This window comes from Pantoea sp. AG1095 (assembly GCF_003208415.1).
Classification (GTDB): Bacteria; Pseudomonadota; Gammaproteobacteria; order Enterobacterales; family Enterobacteriaceae; genus Pantoea; species Pantoea leporis.
Window position 1 is genome coordinate 1 of the sequence record NZ_QKMJ01000001.1, and the last position, 17791, is coordinate 17791.

At 57.7% G+C, this 17791-nt stretch carries 16 protein-coding genes; 6 read left to right on the forward strand and 10 right to left on the reverse strand.

Annotated elements, in window-relative coordinates:
• Positions 1-126: 126 nt before the first annotated feature.
• Positions 127-1815 carry a YbaL family putative K(+) efflux transporter gene (ybaL, locus tag DEU53_RS00005; RefSeq protein ID WP_101762391.1) on the reverse strand — a complete coding sequence of 563 codons (1689 nt, stop codon included), beginning with the start codon at positions 1813-1815 and terminating at the stop codon, positions 127-129.
• A gap of 459 nt (positions 1816-2274) precedes the next feature.
• On the opposite strand from ybaL, the gene ushA reads away from it, so the two are divergent.
• Positions 2275-4026 (forward strand): bifunctional UDP-sugar hydrolase/5'-nucleotidase UshA, encoded by a 1752-nt coding sequence (ushA, locus tag DEU53_RS00010; RefSeq protein ID WP_110865656.1) that lies wholly within the window; start codon positions 2275-2277, stop codon positions 4024-4026.
• Positions 4027-4076: 50 nt separating this feature from the next.
• Here the strand turns inward: ushA and DEU53_RS00015 are convergent, their stop codons facing one another.
• Positions 4077-4508 carry a multidrug/biocide efflux PACE transporter gene (locus tag DEU53_RS00015; protein ID WP_110865657.1) on the reverse strand — a complete coding sequence of 144 codons (432 nt, stop codon included), beginning with the start codon at positions 4506-4508 and terminating at the stop codon, positions 4077-4079.
• A 90-nt stretch (positions 4509-4598) separates the two neighbouring features.
• On the opposite strand from DEU53_RS00015, the gene DEU53_RS00020 reads away from it, so the two are divergent.
• Positions 4599-5468 carry a LysR family transcriptional regulator gene (locus DEU53_RS00020; protein ID WP_110865658.1) on the forward strand — a complete coding sequence of 290 codons (870 nt, stop codon included), beginning with the start codon at positions 4599-4601 and terminating at the stop codon, positions 5466-5468.
• Here the strand turns inward: DEU53_RS00020 and ybaK are convergent.
• The 3 genes from ybaK to copA all read right to left on the reverse strand — a co-directional run bounded on the left by ybaK (position 5465) and on the right by copA (position 9594).
• Positions 5465-5944 carry a Cys-tRNA(Pro)/Cys-tRNA(Cys) deacylase YbaK gene (gene ybaK / locus DEU53_RS00025; protein WP_110865659.1) on the reverse strand — a complete coding sequence of 160 codons (480 nt, stop codon included), beginning with the start codon at positions 5942-5944 and terminating at the stop codon, positions 5465-5467. The genes DEU53_RS00020 and ybaK overlap by 4 nt on opposite strands.
• A 261-nt stretch (positions 5945-6205) precedes the next feature.
• A complete protein-coding gene (locus DEU53_RS00030; RefSeq protein ID WP_110865660.1) occupies positions 6206-7006 on the reverse strand; it encodes a TraB/GumN family protein in 801 nt (266 codons plus the stop codon).
• 68 nt (positions 7007-7074) lie between these two features.
• Entirely contained in the window at positions 7075-9594 is a 2520-nt protein-coding gene (copA, locus tag DEU53_RS00035) for a copper-exporting P-type ATPase CopA (RefSeq protein WP_110865661.1), read from the reverse strand.
• 96 nt (positions 9595-9690) lie between these two features.
• On the opposite strand from copA, the gene cueR reads away from it, so the two are divergent.
• Entirely contained in the window at positions 9691-10107 is a 417-nt protein-coding gene (cueR, locus tag DEU53_RS00040; RefSeq protein WP_110865662.1) for a Cu(I)-responsive transcriptional regulator, read from the forward strand.
• On the opposite strand, the gene DEU53_RS00045 is transcribed toward cueR, so the two are convergent.
• The 5 genes from DEU53_RS00045 to tesA form a co-directional block, all read right to left on the reverse strand.
• A complete protein-coding gene (locus DEU53_RS00045) occupies positions 10083-10544 on the reverse strand; it encodes an NfeD family protein (protein ID WP_225608369.1) in 462 nt (153 codons plus the stop codon). The genes cueR and DEU53_RS00045 overlap by 25 nt on opposite strands.
• Positions 10541-11455, reverse strand: coding sequence for an SPFH domain-containing protein (locus DEU53_RS00050; protein WP_110865663.1), 915 nt, complete (start codon positions 11453-11455; stop codon positions 10541-10543). Before DEU53_RS00050 ends, DEU53_RS00045 begins: the two co-directional genes overlap by 4 nt.
• 63 nt (positions 11456-11518) lie before the next feature.
• The gene (locus DEU53_RS00055) at positions 11519-12373 is read right to left on the reverse strand and encodes a co-chaperone YbbN (protein WP_101762382.1); all 855 of its coding nucleotides are present in this window, start codon (positions 12371-12373) and stop codon (positions 11519-11521) included.
• 79 nt (positions 12374-12452) lie between these two features.
• Entirely contained in the window at positions 12453-13226 is a 774-nt protein-coding gene (locus DEU53_RS00060; RefSeq protein ID WP_101762381.1) for an SDR family oxidoreductase, read from the reverse strand.
• A gap of 31 nt (positions 13227-13257) precedes the next feature.
• Positions 13258-13884 carry a multifunctional acyl-CoA thioesterase I/protease I/lysophospholipase L1 gene (tesA, locus tag DEU53_RS00065; protein ID WP_176971305.1) on the reverse strand — a complete coding sequence of 209 codons (627 nt, stop codon included), beginning with the start codon at positions 13882-13884 and terminating at the stop codon, positions 13258-13260.
• On the opposite strand from tesA, the gene ybbA reads away from it, so the two are divergent.
• From ybbA to DEU53_RS00080, 3 genes are all read left to right on the forward strand, one after another.
• Complete coding sequence (ybbA, locus tag DEU53_RS00070; RefSeq protein WP_101762379.1) at positions 13852-14538, forward strand: putative ABC transporter ATP-binding protein YbbA; 687 nt, start codon at positions 13852-13854, stop codon at positions 14536-14538. The genes tesA and ybbA overlap by 33 nt on opposite strands.
• Positions 14535-16952: a putative ABC transporter permease subunit YbbP gene (gene ybbP, locus DEU53_RS00075; RefSeq protein ID WP_110865664.1), complete on the forward strand. Its 2418-nt coding sequence runs from the start codon at positions 14535-14537 to the stop codon at positions 16950-16952. Before ybbA ends, ybbP begins: the two co-directional genes overlap by 4 nt.
• An 82-nt stretch (positions 16953-17034) precedes the next feature.
• Positions 17035-17778, forward strand: a complete 744-nt coding sequence (locus DEU53_RS00080) for a class I SAM-dependent methyltransferase (RefSeq protein WP_110865665.1) — start codon at positions 17035-17037, stop codon at positions 17776-17778.
• Positions 17779-17791: the final 13 nt, after the last annotated feature.

The following is a 17791-nucleotide window of genomic DNA, read 5'->3' on the forward strand; positions in this document are numbered from 1 at the left end:
AAAATGGGGTTGGGTGGGCTGAGTCCGGTAGCGTACAGGACTCAGCATTACGCAGCGCTTTAACTAAACGGTCCAGGTTATGGGGTTCAGTTCATTAATGGCGACCTTGCTAAAGACCGCACTCACTTAAATCGGGCACTCACGTACAATCGGGTTCTGCGCAATCTCTTCTTCCAGCACATGCAGCATGCTGTTGGCGATCTCACGCTCGCCCATCACCACGCGATTCGCGCCGCGCTCCATTATGTAGGTCACTTCATCGTCATAATGCGCACGGGCAATTATCTCAATGTCCGGACGCTTTTCGCGCGCTGCCGTCACGACTTCACCGGCTTCGTAGCCATTCGGAATGGTCAGCAGCAGCCAGCGGGCACAGTCGAGGCGCGCCAGTTCCATGGTATCCACGCGTGCCGCATTGCCCAGCACCGCTTTGATCCCTTGCTCGCGCAGCGCTTCAACGCGCGGACGGGAGTTCTCCACCACCACCAGCGGCACATCCGCTTCCATCAGCTTTTGCCCCAGCAGGCTGCCGACGCGGCCATAACCTACTAAAACCGCGTGATTGCAGATATCCACCGGAATCTGCTTCTCTTCTTCGATCGCTTCTTCCAGCGTCTGTTCTTCGATGGTCTCGGTTTTGTCGAGGTAGCGTTCCAGCACGCTAAACAGAATCGGGTTAAGCATGATGGAGAGAATCGCCGCCGCCAGCACCAGATTGCGGCCTTCCTCGCTCAGCATGCCGAGCGAGATGCCGAGGCCGGCGAGAATAAAGGCGAATTCACCAATCTGCGCCAGGCTCACCGAAATGGTCATCGCGGTGCGACGTGAATGACCCAGCAGCGTTACCAGCAGCCAGGCGGCAATGGATTTGCCCAGCACGATAATCGCCAGCGCGCCAAGCACCGCCAGCGGCTGCTCAATCAGGATCATCGGGTCAAACAGCATGCCGACGGACACAAAGAACAGGACGGCGAACGCATCACGCAGCGGCAAGGTATCGTGCGCCGCGCGGTGGCTAAGTTCAGATTCGTTCAGCACCATGCCGGCAAAGAAGGCGCCGAGGGCGAAGGAGACATCAAAGAATTCGACAGCGCCAAAGGCGATACCGAGCGCCAGCGCTAACACCGCAAGGGTAAACAGCTCACGCGAACCGGTCGCGGCACTTTTTGCCAGAATCCACGGCACTACGCGACGGCCTACCACCATCATCAGCACCATAAAGGCGACGACTTTACCGATGGTCAGCAGCAGATCCCACAACAGCAGCGTTGGGCTGGCGTTGCCCTGTTCCAGCATGCCGGCGATGGCTGGCAGCAGCACCAGCGTCAGCACCATCACCAAATCTTCCACGATCAACCAGCCAATGGCGATTTGCCCGCGCTGGCTATCAATCAGCTGACGCTCTTCCAGCGCGCGCAGTAGCACCACGGTGCTGGCGGTGGAAAGACACAACCCAAATACCAAACCGGTCATCCACGACCAGCCCATTGTCCATGAAAGTCCCATTCCCAGCAGCGTCGCCACGGCGATTTGCGCGATGGCGCCAGGAATGGCGATGGACTTTACCGACATCAAATCCTTCAGCGAGAAGTGCAAACCGACGCCGAACATCAGCAGAATAACGCCGAGTTCAGCCAGTTCAGGGGCAAGGTTGGTATCCGCGACAAAGCCTGGCGTGAAAGGGCCGGCCAGGACGCCAGCCAGAAGATAACCGACTAACGGTGAGATGCGCAGGCGGTTTGCCAGCATACCAAGGAGAAATGCGAGGACCAGTCCCCCGACAATGGTAGTGATCAACGGTGTGGTGTGATGCATGCCTGTCTCCTTGTGTGCAAATGTATCCGCTTGTAACAACCTAGTGTAATGCACAATTCCTTACCGCGTTTAAACATTTGAGCGGTTAAAGCCCACTAAATTGAAAAAATGAGACTAAAACGCAGCTGAAGCTCCATTTTCGTCAGTTATCTCACTATATCGGCTGGAATTACGCAGAATGAAGGGTGGCGCGGAAAAAATAGTTGCAGGGGGAAATTGGCTTCGCAGCAGGGGTTGTTACGGTTAAAGCGGTCCTAAGTCGATAAAGTCACCGCCAGGTGTAGAATTGGGTTGTCAGTCCCAGCTTGAAGCGAATTTAAAAACGCTGGTCGTCACGCTGTGCCATGATGCAATGCGTGTTTCATCTTGAGTTAGCCAGCCATCTGTGCGACACAGAAGGGCGATAACGCACATTAAGTCCACCGCTAAGTGGAAAAACGCAGAATAAGGAGATCGACTTTGTTTTTATCACCGCGAAAAGGGCGCTGGCTGGCGCTGACAGTGTTACTGCTGCCGATGCTGGCGCAGGCGTGGCAAACGGATCGCAGTTATCGTTTCAGCATTCTGCACACCAACGATCATCACGGTCGTTACTGGCCGAACGCACAGGGCGAATATGGCCTTGCGGCACAGAAAACGCTGATGGATCAACAGCGCTACGATGTGCAGGCCAAAGGTGGCGGCGCGCTGATCCTGTCGGCGGGCGATGTGAATACCGGCGTGCCAGAGTCAGACATGCTGGATGCTGAACCCGACATTCGCGGCATGAACCTGGTGGGCTATGACGCCATGGCGTTGGGCAACCACGAATTCGACAAACCGCTGAGCGTGCTACAGCAGCAGCAGAAGTGGGCCAAATTTCCGTTCCTTTCGGCCAACATCTATCAAAAAGGCACCGACACGCGCTTATTTAAGCCGTGGGCAACCTTTAACCGCATGGGGCTGAAGATTGCGGTGATCGGCCTGACCACCACCGACACGCTGCGCATCGCCAATCCGGAAAACATTGCGACGATTGATATTCGCGATCCGGTGAAAGAGACCGAAAAAGCGGTGGCGGAACTACGCGCCAGCGAAAAGCCTGATGTCATCATCGCGCTGACACACATGGGCCACTACGACGACGGTCAGCACGGCAGCAATGCGCCGGGCGACGTGGAGCTGGCGCGCAGCCTGCCGCCGGGTACCCTCAACGTGATCATTGGCGGCCATTCGCAGGATGCGGTGTGCATGGAGAAAGAGAACGTCAGCGTAAAAGATTATCAGCCAGGCCAGCCCTGCCAGCCGGATCGGCAAAACGGCGTGTGGATCATGCAGGCAAAAGAGTGGGGCAAATTTGTTGGGCGCGGCGACTTTACCTTCCGCAATGGCGAGCTGACGCTGGAGAATTACCAGCTGATCCCGGTCAACCTCAAGCACAAGGTAAAAAATCTTGATGGCAGCGAATCCTGGCTCACCTGGCAGGAAGAGATCCCGAAAAACAGCGCGATGATGAAGCTGTTAACGCCGTATCAACTGCGTGCTGGCAAGAAACTGGATGTCAACGTCGGCAGCAGCGACGGCGTGTTTGTCGGTGAGCGCGACAAGGTACGCTTTGAGCAGACCAATCTTGGGCAGCTAATTTTGCGCGCCCAAATGGCGGCGACCAAAGCGGACTTTGCGGTGATGAGCGGCGGTGGCATTCGCACTTCGCTGGCGCAGGGTAATCTCAGCTGGCGCGATTTGTTGCAGGTGCAGCCGTTTGGCAATCAGGTGGTGTCGGTGACGCTGAAGGGTAATGAAGTGCTGAATTATCTGGCGACGGTTGCCAATATTAAAGTGGATTCCGGCGGCTTCGCGCAGTTCAGCAACATCAGCCTGGTGGCGGATGGTAAAGGCGTCAGCGACGTGAAGATTAATGGCGAACCGCTGCAAAAGGATAAAACCTACCGCATGGCGACTAACAGCTTTAACGCCAGCGGCGGCGATGGTTATCCGAACATTGAAACCCATGCTGGCTTCAGCAACAGCGGGCAGCGCGATGCGGATGTGCTGCGTGAGTATGTCAGCCAGCATTCACCGCTGAAGGTAGCGGATTATCAACCTGGCGGGATTGTGCATCTGACGGCAGCACAAATTGAAGAGCGCAACAAAGCGCTGGAGAAGCAACGCAAACCAAGCTACCCGCAAATGATTCTGGCGTGGATCTGGCCGCGCGCCGCACAACATTGAACTCTGCGCTCGTAGGTCGCCATTCATGGCGACCTCTTTTCAAATGCACATCACGCCTGACACGATTTCTGCGTCACCCAACGGTGGCGCAACTTATCCCACATCCAGTTGTAAACCATGGTATAGGGCAGGAAGAACAGGAAGAACGCCACTTCCAGCACAAAGGCTTCAAGCAGCGAAATATTCAGCATCCAGGCGGCAATCGGCAAGCCAATCAGGATAAAACCGCCTTCAAAGCCCAGCGCATGCATGGCGCGTAAACCGAATCCGCGTTTCACCTGCGGCGGCCAGATGCGGTCAAAGCCGGTGTTATAGATCATGTTCCACAGCATGGCGACGGTTGACAACATAATCGCCAGCGCGCCCATCTGAAACAGCGGTTTCTCCATGATCCAGGCAGCCAGCGGCGCAACAGTGATAAGTGCTAACCCTTCAAAGCCTGCGGCATGACAAAAACGTTCTTTCAGCGAACGGGTACGCATATAAACCTCCTTATTGGTGATAACCCCTATTTTCGCACTGGGTGATGCTAAGATAAAATGATCACCTATCGATAAAAGCGATGGTTCAACATGAAATATTCCCCGGAATCCCTTGAGGCATTTGTGCAAACCGTGGCCAGCGGATCCTTTTCGGCGGCGGCGCGCGCGTTGTCTAAAAGCCAGTCCACCATCAGTAACGCGATCGCTAATCTGGAAGACGATCTGGGTTTCACGCTGTTTGATCGCAGCGGACGTAATCCGATATTGACCGAGCATGGCCAGCGCGCGTTTGCGCAGGTGCAGCAGATTCTGGCCGCCAGCCAGCGGCTGGATGAGCTGGCAGTGCGCTTATCGCAGGGCGTAGAACCGCGCCTTAGCCTGGCGATCTCCGATTTTTGGCAAGCGGATCACCATGAAAATCTGCTTAACCGGTTTGAGGTGCGTTATCCAGATATCGATTTTGAATGCATGATCGCCGAGGATGCTGATGCATTAGATTTGATACAAGCCGGGCGCGTGCACCTTGGCGTGGTGCGGGCGCAGCCACAATTGCCGCCGGATTTGGCGGTGGCACGCTTGCAAGTGGGGGCGCAGATGGCGATCTACCTTCATCAGGATCATGCGCTGTCGCAGGCTCAGCAGGTGAGTGAAGGGCAGTTAGGTGAGTTGCGGCATCTGCGGCTCAATACCTGGGTACAAAATCGCGATCCCTTGCCCGCCGGACGCGTGTGGTCGGCACCATCTTATTTATTGCTGTTAGAGATGGCGGAGCAGGGTTTTGGCTGGAGTATATTACCGCGCTGGCTGGTGGAGCAGTTTGGTCATCAAGTGTTGAAGGAATTGCCGGTGCCGGGCTGGCCGCAGCATATCGCGGTTGATGTGGTGTGGTCGCGGCGTAATCCGCCGGGACCGGCCGGGCGCTGGATGATCGATCAACTCTGCGCCCAGCAGCCCGACTAATCGCGCCGTGCGACGTCGGCCAGCGGCGCATCCAGCAGGCGAGACAAATCTTGCGCGGCCAGCTCGATATCCAGCCCACGTTTGCCGCCGGAGATAAAGATGGTGGCAAACTCCGCTGCCTGCCGATCGATCACCGTTGGCAGACGTTTTTTCTGTCCCAGCGGGCTAATGCCGCCTACCAGATAACCGGTCACGCGCTGTGCCAGCTGCGGATCGGCCATATCCGCTTTCTTCGCGCCCAGCGCTTTGGCGACCTTTTTTAGATCCAATTGGGTTGAGACCGGCGTCACCGCAACCGCCAGCGCTTTAGCATCGCCGTTGAGCGATACCAGCAAGGTTTTGAACACCTGGCGCGCATCCCGATTAAGTTTACGCACCGCTTCGTCGCCAAAATTGGTTTCGTGGCTATCGTGGTCGTAGGGATGCAGGGTAAAGGTGACTTTTTGTTTTTCCAGAAGTTTTACCGCGGGCGTCATGATCGGTCCTTGTTAGGAAAATTCTTATTTCAGTTTTGATGGAAAAACAGTGGCGAAATTCTGAACTTTGCGCGAGAATTGGCCCGCGCCAGCAAGAGATTGTTGGTGATAACCAAAATCATAAACAAATTCCTCTTTGACGGGCCAATAGTATTATTGGCCTTCTTTTTTTCCGCCGAACGCAGAATTAATCAACCGCACAAGCCCGTAGCGGCGCGATTTATCGCGCAATAAATTGCGCCGCTACGAAATGTGCATGAATCAGCTCTTCAGCAGTTCCGGCAAATTATCATCGCCATACAGATGCAGTGCGCCCACCGCCACCACATAACGCCCTTTCGGTAACGCCAGCAGCAGCTCGCGCCAGTGCTGGTTGCGGTTGCGCATCAGCGTGTCGTTCAGCTCGCTGCTAAAGGTGGTCGGCAACGCCACCGGTTGCTGGGTGGGCGGCGCATCCAGCCACCAGCTGATCATGGTTTGCAGCAGGCGCGCGTTGGTGTGCCAGTGTTCCAGCGTATCCAGCAACAGCGGCAAACCATCCTGCGGCAGCGATTTCAGCAGGGCGATCTGCGTTTCCGGACCTTCCAGCTCGATAATGCGTTTGTTGGCCGCTTTGGCCGCCTGCAACAGCTGATAATCGATACCAAACTGCGGACGTAATCCCAGCCGCTGCGCCTGTTGCGCCTGCAACATCAGCGCGATCTGCCAGAACGGCAGCGTATCGAACAGGCTCAGTGACAGCGAAAGCTCATCGCACAAGGCCTGCAAGCGCTGCAGCACGTCGTCGTCGAGTCGCGTGGCCAGCGGCGGATGTTCATCATCATTGCTGAACGGCGATTCGCCTTGAGTGATATCGGCTTCGACAATCAGCGCGTCGGCTTTATGCAGCTGGCGCAATAGCCCGGCAGGCAGCGGCTGCATATCGCGCGTGCCCATGTGAATGCTGCCCGCCAAATGCAAACGACGATCGCCCAGCTGAATATCCATGGCCGGCCAGCTGTAACTGACCGGAAAAAGGGTCGCGATCCGTTGTTGGATGCTGTGCCACAGACCGTGTCTCATTCCCTGTCCTTTTTAAGGCAAAAAACCATGCTAGCGATTTCATCTCATGAAAAACAGGGCTGGAATGGCTATTGCCGTTGCGCGGGCTTGAAGCGCAACAAACGGTTAGCGTTGCTCACCACGGTAATGGATGACAGCGCCATCGCCGCGCCCGCGACAATCGGGCTCAGCAGCATGCCGGTAAACGGATAGAGCACGCCGGCCGCAATGGGAATCCCGAGGCTGTTGTAGATAAAGGCGCCCAACAGATTTTGCCGCATATTGCGCAGTGTAGCGCTGGAGATCGACAGCGCATCGGCGACGCAGTGCAGATCGTTGCGCATCAGCGTCATGGCGGCGGTTTCTACCGCCACATCGCTGCCGCCGCCCATTGCAATCCCGACATCCGCCTGCGCCAGCGCGGGCGCATCATTAATGCCGTCGCCGACCATCACCACTTTGCGGCCTTGCTGCTGTAACTGAGTAATCGCCTGCGCTTTGCCATCCGGCAACACGCCGGCAATCACTTCATCAATACCCGCTTCGGCGGCAATGGCCTGCGCGGTTTTCTGGTGATCGCCGGTCAGCATAATCAGGCGATAACCTTGCTGATGCAGACGCTGCAGCGCCGCTTTACTCTCGGGACGCAAGCTGTCACGCAGCGCGATCAATCCCAGCAGCTGCTGATTGTCGGCCAGCAGCACCGGCGTTGCGCCTTGTGCGGCGAAGCGCGCGATATCGTCCTGCGCGGCGCGGTAATCAACCTGCTGCTCATCCAGCAGCGCCTGATTCCCCAGCAGCAGCGTTCTGTCGGCAACTGTAGCGCTGATGCCTTTGCCGCGTATTGTACGAAATTGCTTAACCGCTTCGTTACTCACCGCAGGCGCAGCCTCAAGAATCGCTTTGGCGAGCGGATGGCTGGAGCCTTGCTCCATCTGCGCCGCCGCGCTGAGCACCTGCTCGCGATTCCACTCGCCATACAGCACCACATCGCTGACCTGCGGCGTGCCGCGCGTCAGGGTGCCGGTTTTATCGAACACGATAGTATCGACTTCGCTGGCCCGCTGCAGCGCATCGGCGTCACGCACCAGCACGCCCAACTCTGCGGCGCGCCCGACGCCCGCAATCACCGACATCGGCGTGGCTAAACCCAAAGCGCAAGGGCAGGCGATGATCAGCACCGTGGTGACAATTACCAGCGTGTAAGCCAGTTGCGGCTGCGGACCCGCCAGATACCAAATAACCCCGCTCAGCAGCGCAATCGCCACCACCACCGGCACAAATACGGCGGAGATGCGATCCGCCAGTCGGCCAATATCCGGTTTGCTGCTTTGCGCCTGACGCACCAGATTGATGATGCGCGCCAACGTGGTGTGGCTGCCGGTGGCGCGCGCCACAAAGTGAAGCGTGCCATCTTGCACCAAAGTACCGGCAAAGATTTTATCGCCCGGCTGTTTGGCCTGCGGCACTGCCTCGCCTGTCAGCATCGCTTCATCCAGCCAGGCTTCACCGCTGGCGACGTCACCGTCCACCGGTACGCGATCGCCGGTGACCAGCTTCAGCGTCATGCCGGACTGAATCTCGCTGAGCGGCAGCAGCATTTCACCCTGATCGCTGATGACCCGCGCCTGCGCCGGGGTTAAATCCAGTAATCGTTCCAGCGCCTTCGAGGCGCGCTGGCGTGCGCGCTGCTCCAGCGCGTGGCCGAGATTGATCAGGCCAACGATCATCACGCTGGCTTCGAAATAGAGATGACGCGCCTGATGTGGGAAGAATTCGGGCCAAAGGGCGACGCTCATCGAATAGAGCCACGCCGCGCCGGTTCCCAGCGCCACCAGCGTGTCCATAGTGGCGATACCGTGACGTAAACTGCGCCACGCGCTGCGATAGAAGTGCCCACCGGCAATCACCATCACCAGCAAGGTAATCATGCCGAGCGTGCGCCACAGCGTTTGGTTATCTGCGCTCAGCATCATGTTGTCGCCGAGCATGCCCCAAATCATCATCGGCACGCCGAGCAGCAATGCCAGCGCCGATTGCCAGCTAAAACGGCGCATGGCCTGCTGTGCGCTGACCTGCTGGCGTTCGCGCCGGGTTTGTTCATCCTCGATCACTTCGGCGGAATAACCGGCCTGATCGACTGCGCTCACCAGCGCTTCGGCGTTTGCATCGCCCAATATCAATGCGCTGCGCTCACCGAGATTGACGCGTGCCTGACTGACGCCCGGCACCTTTTGCAGCGCCTGTTCCACGCGGCTCACGCAGCTGGCGCAGCTCATGCCGCCAATCAGTAAATGATGCACAGGAAGCTCGGCTTCAGTGGATGGTGCCGGTTGCGACTCCGTTGTCAGCGCCTCCGGCGGCGGCTCTGTAGCTGTCAACGGATCAGGCTTTGGGCTGGTTGCGCCGTCTTTCAGCACCGCGTGATAACCGGCTTGTTTAACCGTAGCGATCAGATCGCTGGCGCTCGCCGCACCGGTCACGCGCGCTTCTTGCTGCGTGACGTCCGCCTGTTCAACATCGCTGCGCTGCTCCAGCGCTTCTTTGACGCGTTTAACACAGTGGCCGCAGGACAAGCCGTCCAGCGCCAGCAGTTGGGTGTGTGACATGGTGTACTCCTCAGGCTAATGATTTTGACTGCATGCAAAATTTGCATTAGATATAGAGCCTAAACCTTCCCCTGAATGGAAGGTCAAGGGGGAAAGATGAACATCAGCGATGTGGCAAAAAAAACCGGGCTCACCAGCAAAGCGATTCGCTTCTACGAAGAGAAGGGCGTGGTGACGCCGCCGTCGCGCAGTGACAATGGCTATCGCCATTACGCGGCGCATCATATTGATGAGCTGAATCTGCTGCGTCAGGCGCGTCAGGTGGGTTTTACGCTGGAAGAGTGCCGGGAATTGGTGACGCTATTCAACGATCCCGCGCGCCACAGCGCCGATGTTAAAGCGCGCACCTTGCAGAAAGCCGACGAAATTGCTGCGCACATCGAAGAGTTACATGCGATGCGCGCGCGCTTGCTGGAGCTGGCGGAGGCTTGCCCGGGCGATGACAGCGCAGAGTGCCCAATCATCAATCACCTGGCCGGTTGCTGCCATCACGCCGATGGAAAGCGCGGCTGAATCATCAGCGTGATGCCGACCACGCCGGTGACAATCACCGGCGTGCCCGCCGGCAGATCGCTATCCGCCTGCACGCGCCAGCTGCTGTCACCAATGCGTACGTGTCCAAGGCCGTTTTTCAGCGCATTATCCAGCGTCAACTGCATGCCCATTAACTGGTTGCCGCGTTGGTTAAGCGTGTTAGCGACCTGCGACGATTCGCGATAGCGCATCCAGCGATGCCAGAAGAACGCGCTGAACAACGTCATCACCGCAAACACAATGCCCTGACTGGTCCATGAGATGGGAAACAGCCACTCAATCAGCGCCACCGCGACGGCGGCTAAGCCACTCCACAGCAGATAACCGCTGGTGCCGAGCATTTCGGCGGCCAACAGCAGGCCGCCCAGCGTCAGCCAGAACCAGTGTGGATGCGCAATCAGCTCCATCAGGATCATGGTCTGCGCTCCGTCCGGTTCTCCTTCAGCAGTTCACTGATACCGGCAATTGAACCGAGCAGGCTGCTGGCGTCCAGCGGCATCATCACCACTTTGCTGTTGTTGGCTTCGCCGATTTTTTGCAGCGCGTCGGTGTATTTCTGCGCCACAAAGTAGTTCACCGCCTGAATATCACCGGCGGCTATCGCCTCGGAGACCATGCGCGTCGCCGTGGCTTCCGCTTCCGCCTGACGCTCGCGCGCTTCAGCTTGCAGGAAGGCCGAGGTGCGTTCGCCTTCTGCTTTGAGGATCTGCGACTGCTTGTCCCCTTCGGCGCGCAAAATCGCCGCCTGACGTACGCCTTCGGCGGCAAGGATATCGGCGCGTTTGGTGCGTTCCGCCTTCATCTGCGCGTTCATCGCGGCGATCAACTCCTGCGGCGGGCGCACGTCACGAATTTCGATACGGGTAATTTTCACGCCCCACGGATTGGTGGCTTCATCAACGATATGCAGCAGACGCGTGTTGATGTTGTCGCGCTGCGACAGCATCTCATCCAGCTCCATGCTGCCGAGCACGGTGCGGATATTGGTCATGGTCAGATTCAGGATCGAGAGTTCAAGATTGCTGACTTCGTAGGCGGCGCGCGCCGGATCGACAACCTGAATAAAGCAGACTGCATCAATGGTGACGTTGGCGTTGTCTTTAGAGATGATTTCCTGCGAAGGGATATCGAGCACCTGTTCCATCATATTGATTTTGCGACCAATACGATCCATGAACGGCACAAGCAAATTGAGGCCGGGCGCCAGGGTTTTGGTGTAGCGGCCAAAGCGCTCTACCGTCCACTGGTAACCTTGTGGAACAATTTTTACACCGGCCCACACGGTAACGAGTGCGAGCACAATGATGACGAGAATGACCGTTAACATATAACCTCCTGGCTGTCAGATTGTCGGGCCGAGTCGTTCGGCCCGTTTAACGCGCGGTACCGATCAGTACAGCAGCGAGTAAAGCTGGCGGCGATAGCGCGTGGCGAGGGTGTCGCCGGTGCCGAGTGCGGCCAAAATTTCCTGGAACATTTTACGCACCTGGCCGTCACCGACGCTGAGATCGCTTTTCAGGAAGCTGAATAACAACTCCAGCGCTTCCTCGTTGCGGCCAACCTGATGCAGCTGTAACGACAGTTTAGCAGCCAGTTCGGCATTGGTCGGATCGCTGGCTAACTGCTCCTGCAACAGCTGAATTTCTGGCGTATCGGCGGCCTGCTTTAACAGATCGATTTGCGAAATCAGGCTCTGATAGCGCGTGTCCTGATCCTGCAGCGGCACCGCATCCAGCACGGTTTCTGCCTCGTCGCTGCGGTTCAGGGTGATCAACACTTCTGCCAGCAGGAAGCCAATTTCGCTGTTTTTGTTACTCAGCTGCCAGGCGTCTTTCAGCAGCGGCAGCGCTTCCAGCGGTTTGCCTTCGTGCATCAATTGCATCGCCTGCTGCGCTTTAACTTCTTCTTCACGCGGCAACACTTTTTGCAGCAGAGCGCGAATCGCCTCTTCCGGCTGCGGTCCCTGGAAGCCGTCAACCGGCTGACCGTTTTGGAACAGATAAACGGTTGGGATCGAGCGCAGGCCGAACTGCGATGCCACCATCTGCTCTTTATCGCAATCCAGCTTCGCCAAAATAAACTGACCCGCATACTCCTGCGCCAGGCGATCCAGCACCGGCGTCAGTTCCAGACAGTGCTGACTGCGTTCGGACCAGAAATAGAACAGCACCGGCAGCTGCATCGACTGTTCTAAGGTCTGCTGCAGGTTGGATTCGTTGATGTCGATAATCAAAGCGTGTGACATGAATACGTCTCTTGTCAGAAAGTGTGTTGAGGATATGGGGGCAAGCTGCCCCGGTTCAAGTTTGATTCTGCGTTGCAGCTTAGTTGCTGCGCAAAATGCGATCCAGTATCCAACCTGGCAGCAGGCGTTTCAGCAGGCTCATCGCCCAGGCCACCAGCGTTACCGGATAGCGCAGGCGCGGATGTTTGCTCTCTAACGCGTGGCGCAGCTTCGGCAAAATCGCTTCCGGCGGCAGCGTGAAACGCGCGGCGATGCCCGGATTTTGTACCGGTTTATCCTGCTGGCCCTGATGCACGTTATCGGTGAAACGCGTGCTTATCGGGCCCGGTTCAATCAGGCTAACGCGCACGCCAGAGTCGCGCACTTCAAGACGCAGCGCATCGCTCCAGGCTTCCAGCGCCCATTTGCTGGCGGCATAGGCGCCGCGCCCCGGCGTCGAGATCAGTCCCAGTACCGAACTGGTATTGACGATGCGTCCGTTGCCGCTGGCTTGCAGCGCGGGCAGCAGGCGCATGGTCAGTTGATGAGTGCCAAACAGATTGGTGGAAAATTGCTTCTCTAATTGCTGACGCGAAACGCTGCTGAGCGGCCCATATTGACCAAAACCGCCGTTGTTAAACAGCGCGTGCAGGCGATGATCGGTGAGTTCCAGCACGCGATCGGCTGCGGCATCGACGCTGGCAGCATCATCCAAATCCAGCTGCACGCCAGTAAATCCCAATGCTTCCATGCGCGCCACATCGTCGGCGCGGCGACAGGCGGCCAGCACGCGATAGCCGCGCGATAAAAGGTCATTTGCGGCGACCAAACCAATGCCGCTCGAGCAGCCGGTGATGAGAATTGTTTTTTGCATTTCTTTACTCGTTAAAAATCACACGCCTGCATTAATCATGCTTTACTAGCGGAGCCAGTTCGGTCGCCATCAGGTTGGCGATAAACGGCTGAGCATCCGGATTGGGGTGAATTCCATCCTGCTGCATCCACTCCGGCTTCAGGTAGACCTGCTCCATAAAGAAGGGCACCAGAGGAATGTCGTACTGCTGTGCCAGGCGCGGATAGATCGCGCTAAACGCTTCCGTATAACGACGTCCATAATTAGCCGGCAGACGAATCTGCATCAGCAGCGGCTGCGCTTTCGCGGCTTTCACTTCGTCGATCACTTTGGTCAGATCCGCGGCGATATTCTGCGGCGGGAAACCACGCAGGCCATCGTTACCGCCCAATTCGATTAACACCCAGCGGGGTTGATGCTGTTTTAATAGGCCCGGTAAACGCGCCAGCCCTTGTCCTGCGGTATCTCCGCTGATGCTGGCGTTGACCACTTTGGGCTGCTGTTGCCACTCTTTATTTAGCAGGCTGGGCCAAGCCGCCGTGGCCGACATCCGATACCCGGCGCTCAGGCTGTCGCCCAACACCAGCAAGGTATCGGCGGCGGCGAGTCGGGACACCAGCAGAAGCAATAACAATAGGAAGGGATAATGCCAGCGGAAAACATTGTTGCAGTTCATCATCTTACTAAGTCCGTCGGTCAGGGAGAGCATCAGCTGACCATCCTTACCGGAGTTGAGCTGGTTGTCAAACCAGCTGAGACCATCGCCCTGATTGGCGAGTCCGGCTCGGGCAAATCCACGCTGCTGGGCATTCTGGCCGGACTGGATGACGGCAGCAGCGGCGAAGTGCATCTGCTTGGCCAGCCGCTGCACAGCATGAATGAAGAGCAGCGAGCGGCGCTGCGTGCGCGTGAAGTGGGCTTTGTGTTTCAATCCTTTATGCTGGTGCCGACGCTGAATGCGCTGGAAAACGTACAGTTGCCGGCGCTGCTGCGTGGCGACAGCGATCGCGAAAGTCGCCGCCAGGCGGTGGAACTGCTGACGGTGCTGGGTTTGAAAGATCGTCTGCATCATCTGCCGGCCCAACTTTCGGGCGGCGAGCAGCAGCGTGTGGCGCTGGCGCGTGCCTTTAGCGGCCGTCCCGGTTTGCTGTTTGCCGATGAACCCACTGGCAACCTTGACCGTAAAACCGGCGATCGTATCGCCGATCTGCTGTTCTCCCTCAACCGCGATTTTGCCACCACGCTGATTCTGGTAACGCACGATGAACAACTGGCGGCGCGCTGCGACCGTCGCTTACGGCTGCGCGACGGCAAGTTGTGGGAGGAGTCATGATTTGGCGCTGGTTCTGGCGCGAGTGGCGTTCGCCCTCGCTGCTGATTGTCTGGCTGGCGCTCACTTTAGCCGTGGCCTGCGTGCTGGCGCTGGGTTCGCTCAGCGATCGCATGGAAAAAGGCTTAAGCCAGCAGAGCCGCGACTTTATGGCGGGCGATCGCACGCTGCGCACCACCGCGCCCGCGCCGGAAGCGTGGCTTAACAAAGCGCGTGATGAAGGGCTGTCGGTCAGCAGCCAGCTGCACTTTATGACCATGACCTTCGCGCAAGAGACGCCGCAGCTGGCGGACGTAAAGGCGGTGGACAATGCCTATCCGATGTTCGGCACGCTGCAAACCGATCCGCCGGGCCTACGTCCACAAGCGGGCACGGTGTTGGTCGCACCGCGTTTGCTGGCGCTGTTGAATCTGAAAGTGGGCGATAGCGTGGATGTCGGCGACACCACGCTGCGCATTGCCGGGGAAGTGATTCAGGAGCCGGATGGCGGCTTCAATCCGTTCCAGACCGCGCCACGTCTGCTAATGAATCTGGCCGACGTGGAGAAAACCGGTGCGGTGCAGCCGGGCAGTCGTCTGAGCTGGCGCTATAAATTCTCCGGCGATCCGGCACCGCTGGCGCGCTATGACAGCTGGATCGCGCCGCAGCTAAAAGCCGATCAGCGCTGGATCAGCGTGGAAAATTCGGAAGATGCGCTGGGCCGCTCAATGCAGCGTGCGCAGCAGTTTCTACTGCTTTCAGCCTTGCTGACGCTGATGCTGGCGATTGCTGCGGTGGCGGTGGCGATGAGTCATTACTGCCGCAGCCGCTACGATTTGGTGGCGGTGCTGAAAACGCTGGGCGCAACGCGCAAGGCGCTGCAGCGGCTGATTATCGGTCAATGGTTGGCGGTGCTGCTGCTGGCGGCGATTGTCGGGAGCGCCCTGGGGCAGGGCATTGAAGTGATTCTGCTGCTGATGCTGAAACCGGTGCTGCCGGGCGCGCTGCCTGCGGCGAGTTTCTGGCCGTGGCTGTGGGCGATCGGCGCGATGTTTGTGATTTCGCTGCTGGTGGGTTTGCGTCCGTATCGTTTGCTGATGGCGACGCAACCGCTGCGCGTACTGCGGCGGGATGCGGTGGCGAACGTCTGGCCGCTGCGATTCTATCTGCCGGCAATGGCGCTGGTGGTGATTGGCTTGCTGGCGCTGCTGATGGGGGGCAGCAAAATGCTGTGGGCGCTGCTGGCGGGCGTGGTGATGCTGGCGCTGCTGCTGGCGTTACTCGGCTGGGGCACCTTGCTGCTGCTGCGTCGGCTGGTGGTGCGCAATCTGGCGCTGCGCCTGGCGATCAACCGTCTGCTGCGTCAACCGGCGATGACGCTCAGCCAGCTGGCGGCGTTTTCGCTGTCATTTATGCTGCTGGCGCTGCTGCTGGTGATGCGCGGCGATCTGCTGGATCGCTGGCAACAGCAACTGCCGCCGGACAGTCCGAACTATTTCCTGCTGAACATCACCAAAGAGCAGGTGCCGCAGGTACGCGAGTTCCTGGCCGGACATCAGCTCAAGCCGGAAACCTTCTACCCGATTGTGCGTGCGCGGCTGACCGGGCTAAACGGTAAAGAGGCTGATCCCCAGCTGGATAACGCGCTGAATCGCGAACTTAATTTGACGTGGCAAGCGGAGCGTCCGGATCACAATCCGCTGATTTCCGGTAACTGGCCGCCGCAGCCCGGTGAAGTGTCGATGGAGGTGGAGCTGGCGGATCGTCTGGGTGTGAAGCTCGGCGATAGCTTAACCTTCAGCGGCGATACCCAGCAGTTCAGCGCCAAAATCACCAGCTTGCGCAAGGTGGATTGGGAAAGTCTGCGGCCGAACTTCTTCTTTATCTTCCCGCCGGGCGCGCTCGATCAGCAGCCACAAACCTGGCTGACCAGCTTCCGTATGGAGAGCAATCCGGCGCTGCTGGCGCAGCTTAATCGTGCATTCCCGACGCTGAGCCTGCTGGATATCGGCAGCATGATGCGCCAGATTGGTCAGGTGCTGACGCAGGTTAGTCAGGCGCTGGAAGTGATGGTGGTGCTGGTAACGGTGTGCGGCGTGCTGCTGTTGCTGGCGCAGCTCCAGGTTGGCATGCGTCAGCGTCGGCAGGAGTTGGTAGTCTATCGCACGTTGGGTGCCAGTAAGCGCCTGCTGCGCGGCACCTTATGGTGTGAGTTTGCGCTACTTGGCGTGGTGTCGGGGATTGCGGCGGCGCTGGGCGCGGAAGCGGCGCTGTGGGGCTTGCAGCGCAAGATCTTCGATTTCCCGTGGCAGCCAGACTGGACGTTATGGATCGCCTTGCCGATCGGCGGCGCGCTGCTGCTCTCGCTGTGCGGTGCCTGGTTGGGTATTCGACTATTAAAACAGAAGGCGCTGTTCAGAAGCTTCAGTGCCGGATAAGCAAAACGATTTGTCTTAAATTTAAGTTCTGGTCTGCGTGAGTCGACTCATGAAAGCAGACCAGACTTATTTAAGGCTAAACATGTCATCTCCACTTATCGTCAAATCCGTTGTTGAAATCGGCTGCTGTAAAGTCTGCCAGGGCGAGGCCACGCTGTATGGTGTGACCGATTTCAATACCATCTGTCATTCGGAAAATGCCAGTCGTTACACTTATCCGCTCACCGGCGTGGCGATTTATTATCATCAATGCCAGACCTGTGGTTTGGTGTATACCCACGCATGCGATGACTGGACGCCAGCGGATTATGCACAGCATATGTATAACGAGGCTTACGGGCAGTTTGATCCTAACTATGAGATCAATCGACCGATGAGAAATCGCGATCTGATTTTGACGTTATTCAAAAAATATCACGGCAAAAAAATGCTGGATTACGGTGGAGGCACCGGCACGCTGGCGCGCTTAATGCAGGAAGTGGGCACTGATATGGTGGCGTGGGATCCGTTTGTGCCCGGCGATTATCCAGAACTGAATTCTTATGAATTTATGACCAGTTTTGAGGTGTTTGAGCATACGCCGGATCCGCATAAAACGCTGGCAGAAGTGTCAGGTTTTTTGAAAAAAGGCGGGGTGTTTTTCTTCAGCACCGCGACCACGGACGAAGTGAGTCATTTGGGGATGACTGACTGGTATATTGCGCCGCGCACCGGTCATATTACGATTCATTCGGAAGCGTCGCTGAATGCATTGTTCAGTGCGCATGGGTTCCAGATTACGCATCTGAATCGCTGGAGCCATGTGGCGATGAAGATGGTGGGATAAAGGGAGTTCTGGG

Bases quoted from the DNA above. Each gene is read 5' to 3' on its own strand.
- DEU53_RS00015 (WP_110865657.1), bottom strand. From the start codon at position 4,508: ATGCGTACCCGTTCGCTGAAAGAACGTTTTTGTCATGCCGCAGGCTTT.
- DEU53_RS00045 (WP_225608369.1), bottom strand. From the start codon at position 10,544: ATGATCCTGATGGAGCTGATTGCGCATCCACACTGGTTCTGGCTGACG.
- DEU53_RS00055 (WP_101762382.1), bottom strand. From the start codon at position 12,373: ATGTCACACGCTTTGATTATCGACATCAACGAATCCAACCTGCAGCAG.
- DEU53_RS00030 (WP_110865660.1), bottom strand. From the start codon at position 7,006: ATGAGACACGGTCTGTGGCACAGCATCCAACAACGGATCGCGACCCTT.
- cueR (WP_110865662.1), top strand. From the start codon at position 9,691: ATGAACATCAGCGATGTGGCAAAAAAAACCGGGCTCACCAGCAAAGCG.
- ybaL (WP_101762391.1), bottom strand. From the start codon at position 1,815: ATGCATCACACCACACCGTTGATCACTACCATTGTCGGGGGACTGGTC.
- DEU53_RS00060 (WP_101762381.1), bottom strand. From the start codon at position 13,226: ATGCAAAAAACAATTCTCATCACCGGCTGCTCGAGCGGCATTGGTTTG.
- ybaK (WP_110865659.1), bottom strand. From the start codon at position 5,944: ATGACGCCCGCGGTAAAACTTCTGGAAAAACAAAAAGTCACCTTTACC.
- DEU53_RS00050 (WP_110865663.1), bottom strand. From the start codon at position 11,455: ATGTTAACGGTCATTCTCGTCATCATTGTGCTCGCACTCGTTACCGTG.
- DEU53_RS00020 (WP_110865658.1), top strand. From the start codon at position 4,599: ATGAAATATTCCCCGGAATCCCTTGAGGCATTTGTGCAAACCGTGGCC.
- ybbP (WP_110865664.1), top strand. From the start codon at position 14,535: ATGATTTGGCGCTGGTTCTGGCGCGAGTGGCGTTCGCCCTCGCTGCTG.
- tesA (WP_176971305.1), bottom strand. From the start codon at position 13,884: ATGATGAACTGCAACAATGTTTTCCGCTGGCATTATCCCTTCCTATTG.
- ybbA (WP_101762379.1), top strand. From the start codon at position 13,852: ATGCCAGCGGAAAACATTGTTGCAGTTCATCATCTTACTAAGTCCGTC.
- copA (WP_110865661.1), bottom strand. From the start codon at position 9,594: ATGTCACACACCCAACTGCTGGCGCTGGACGGCTTGTCCTGCGGCCAC.
- DEU53_RS00080 (WP_110865665.1), top strand. From the start codon at position 17,035: ATGTCATCTCCACTTATCGTCAAATCCGTTGTTGAAATCGGCTGCTGT.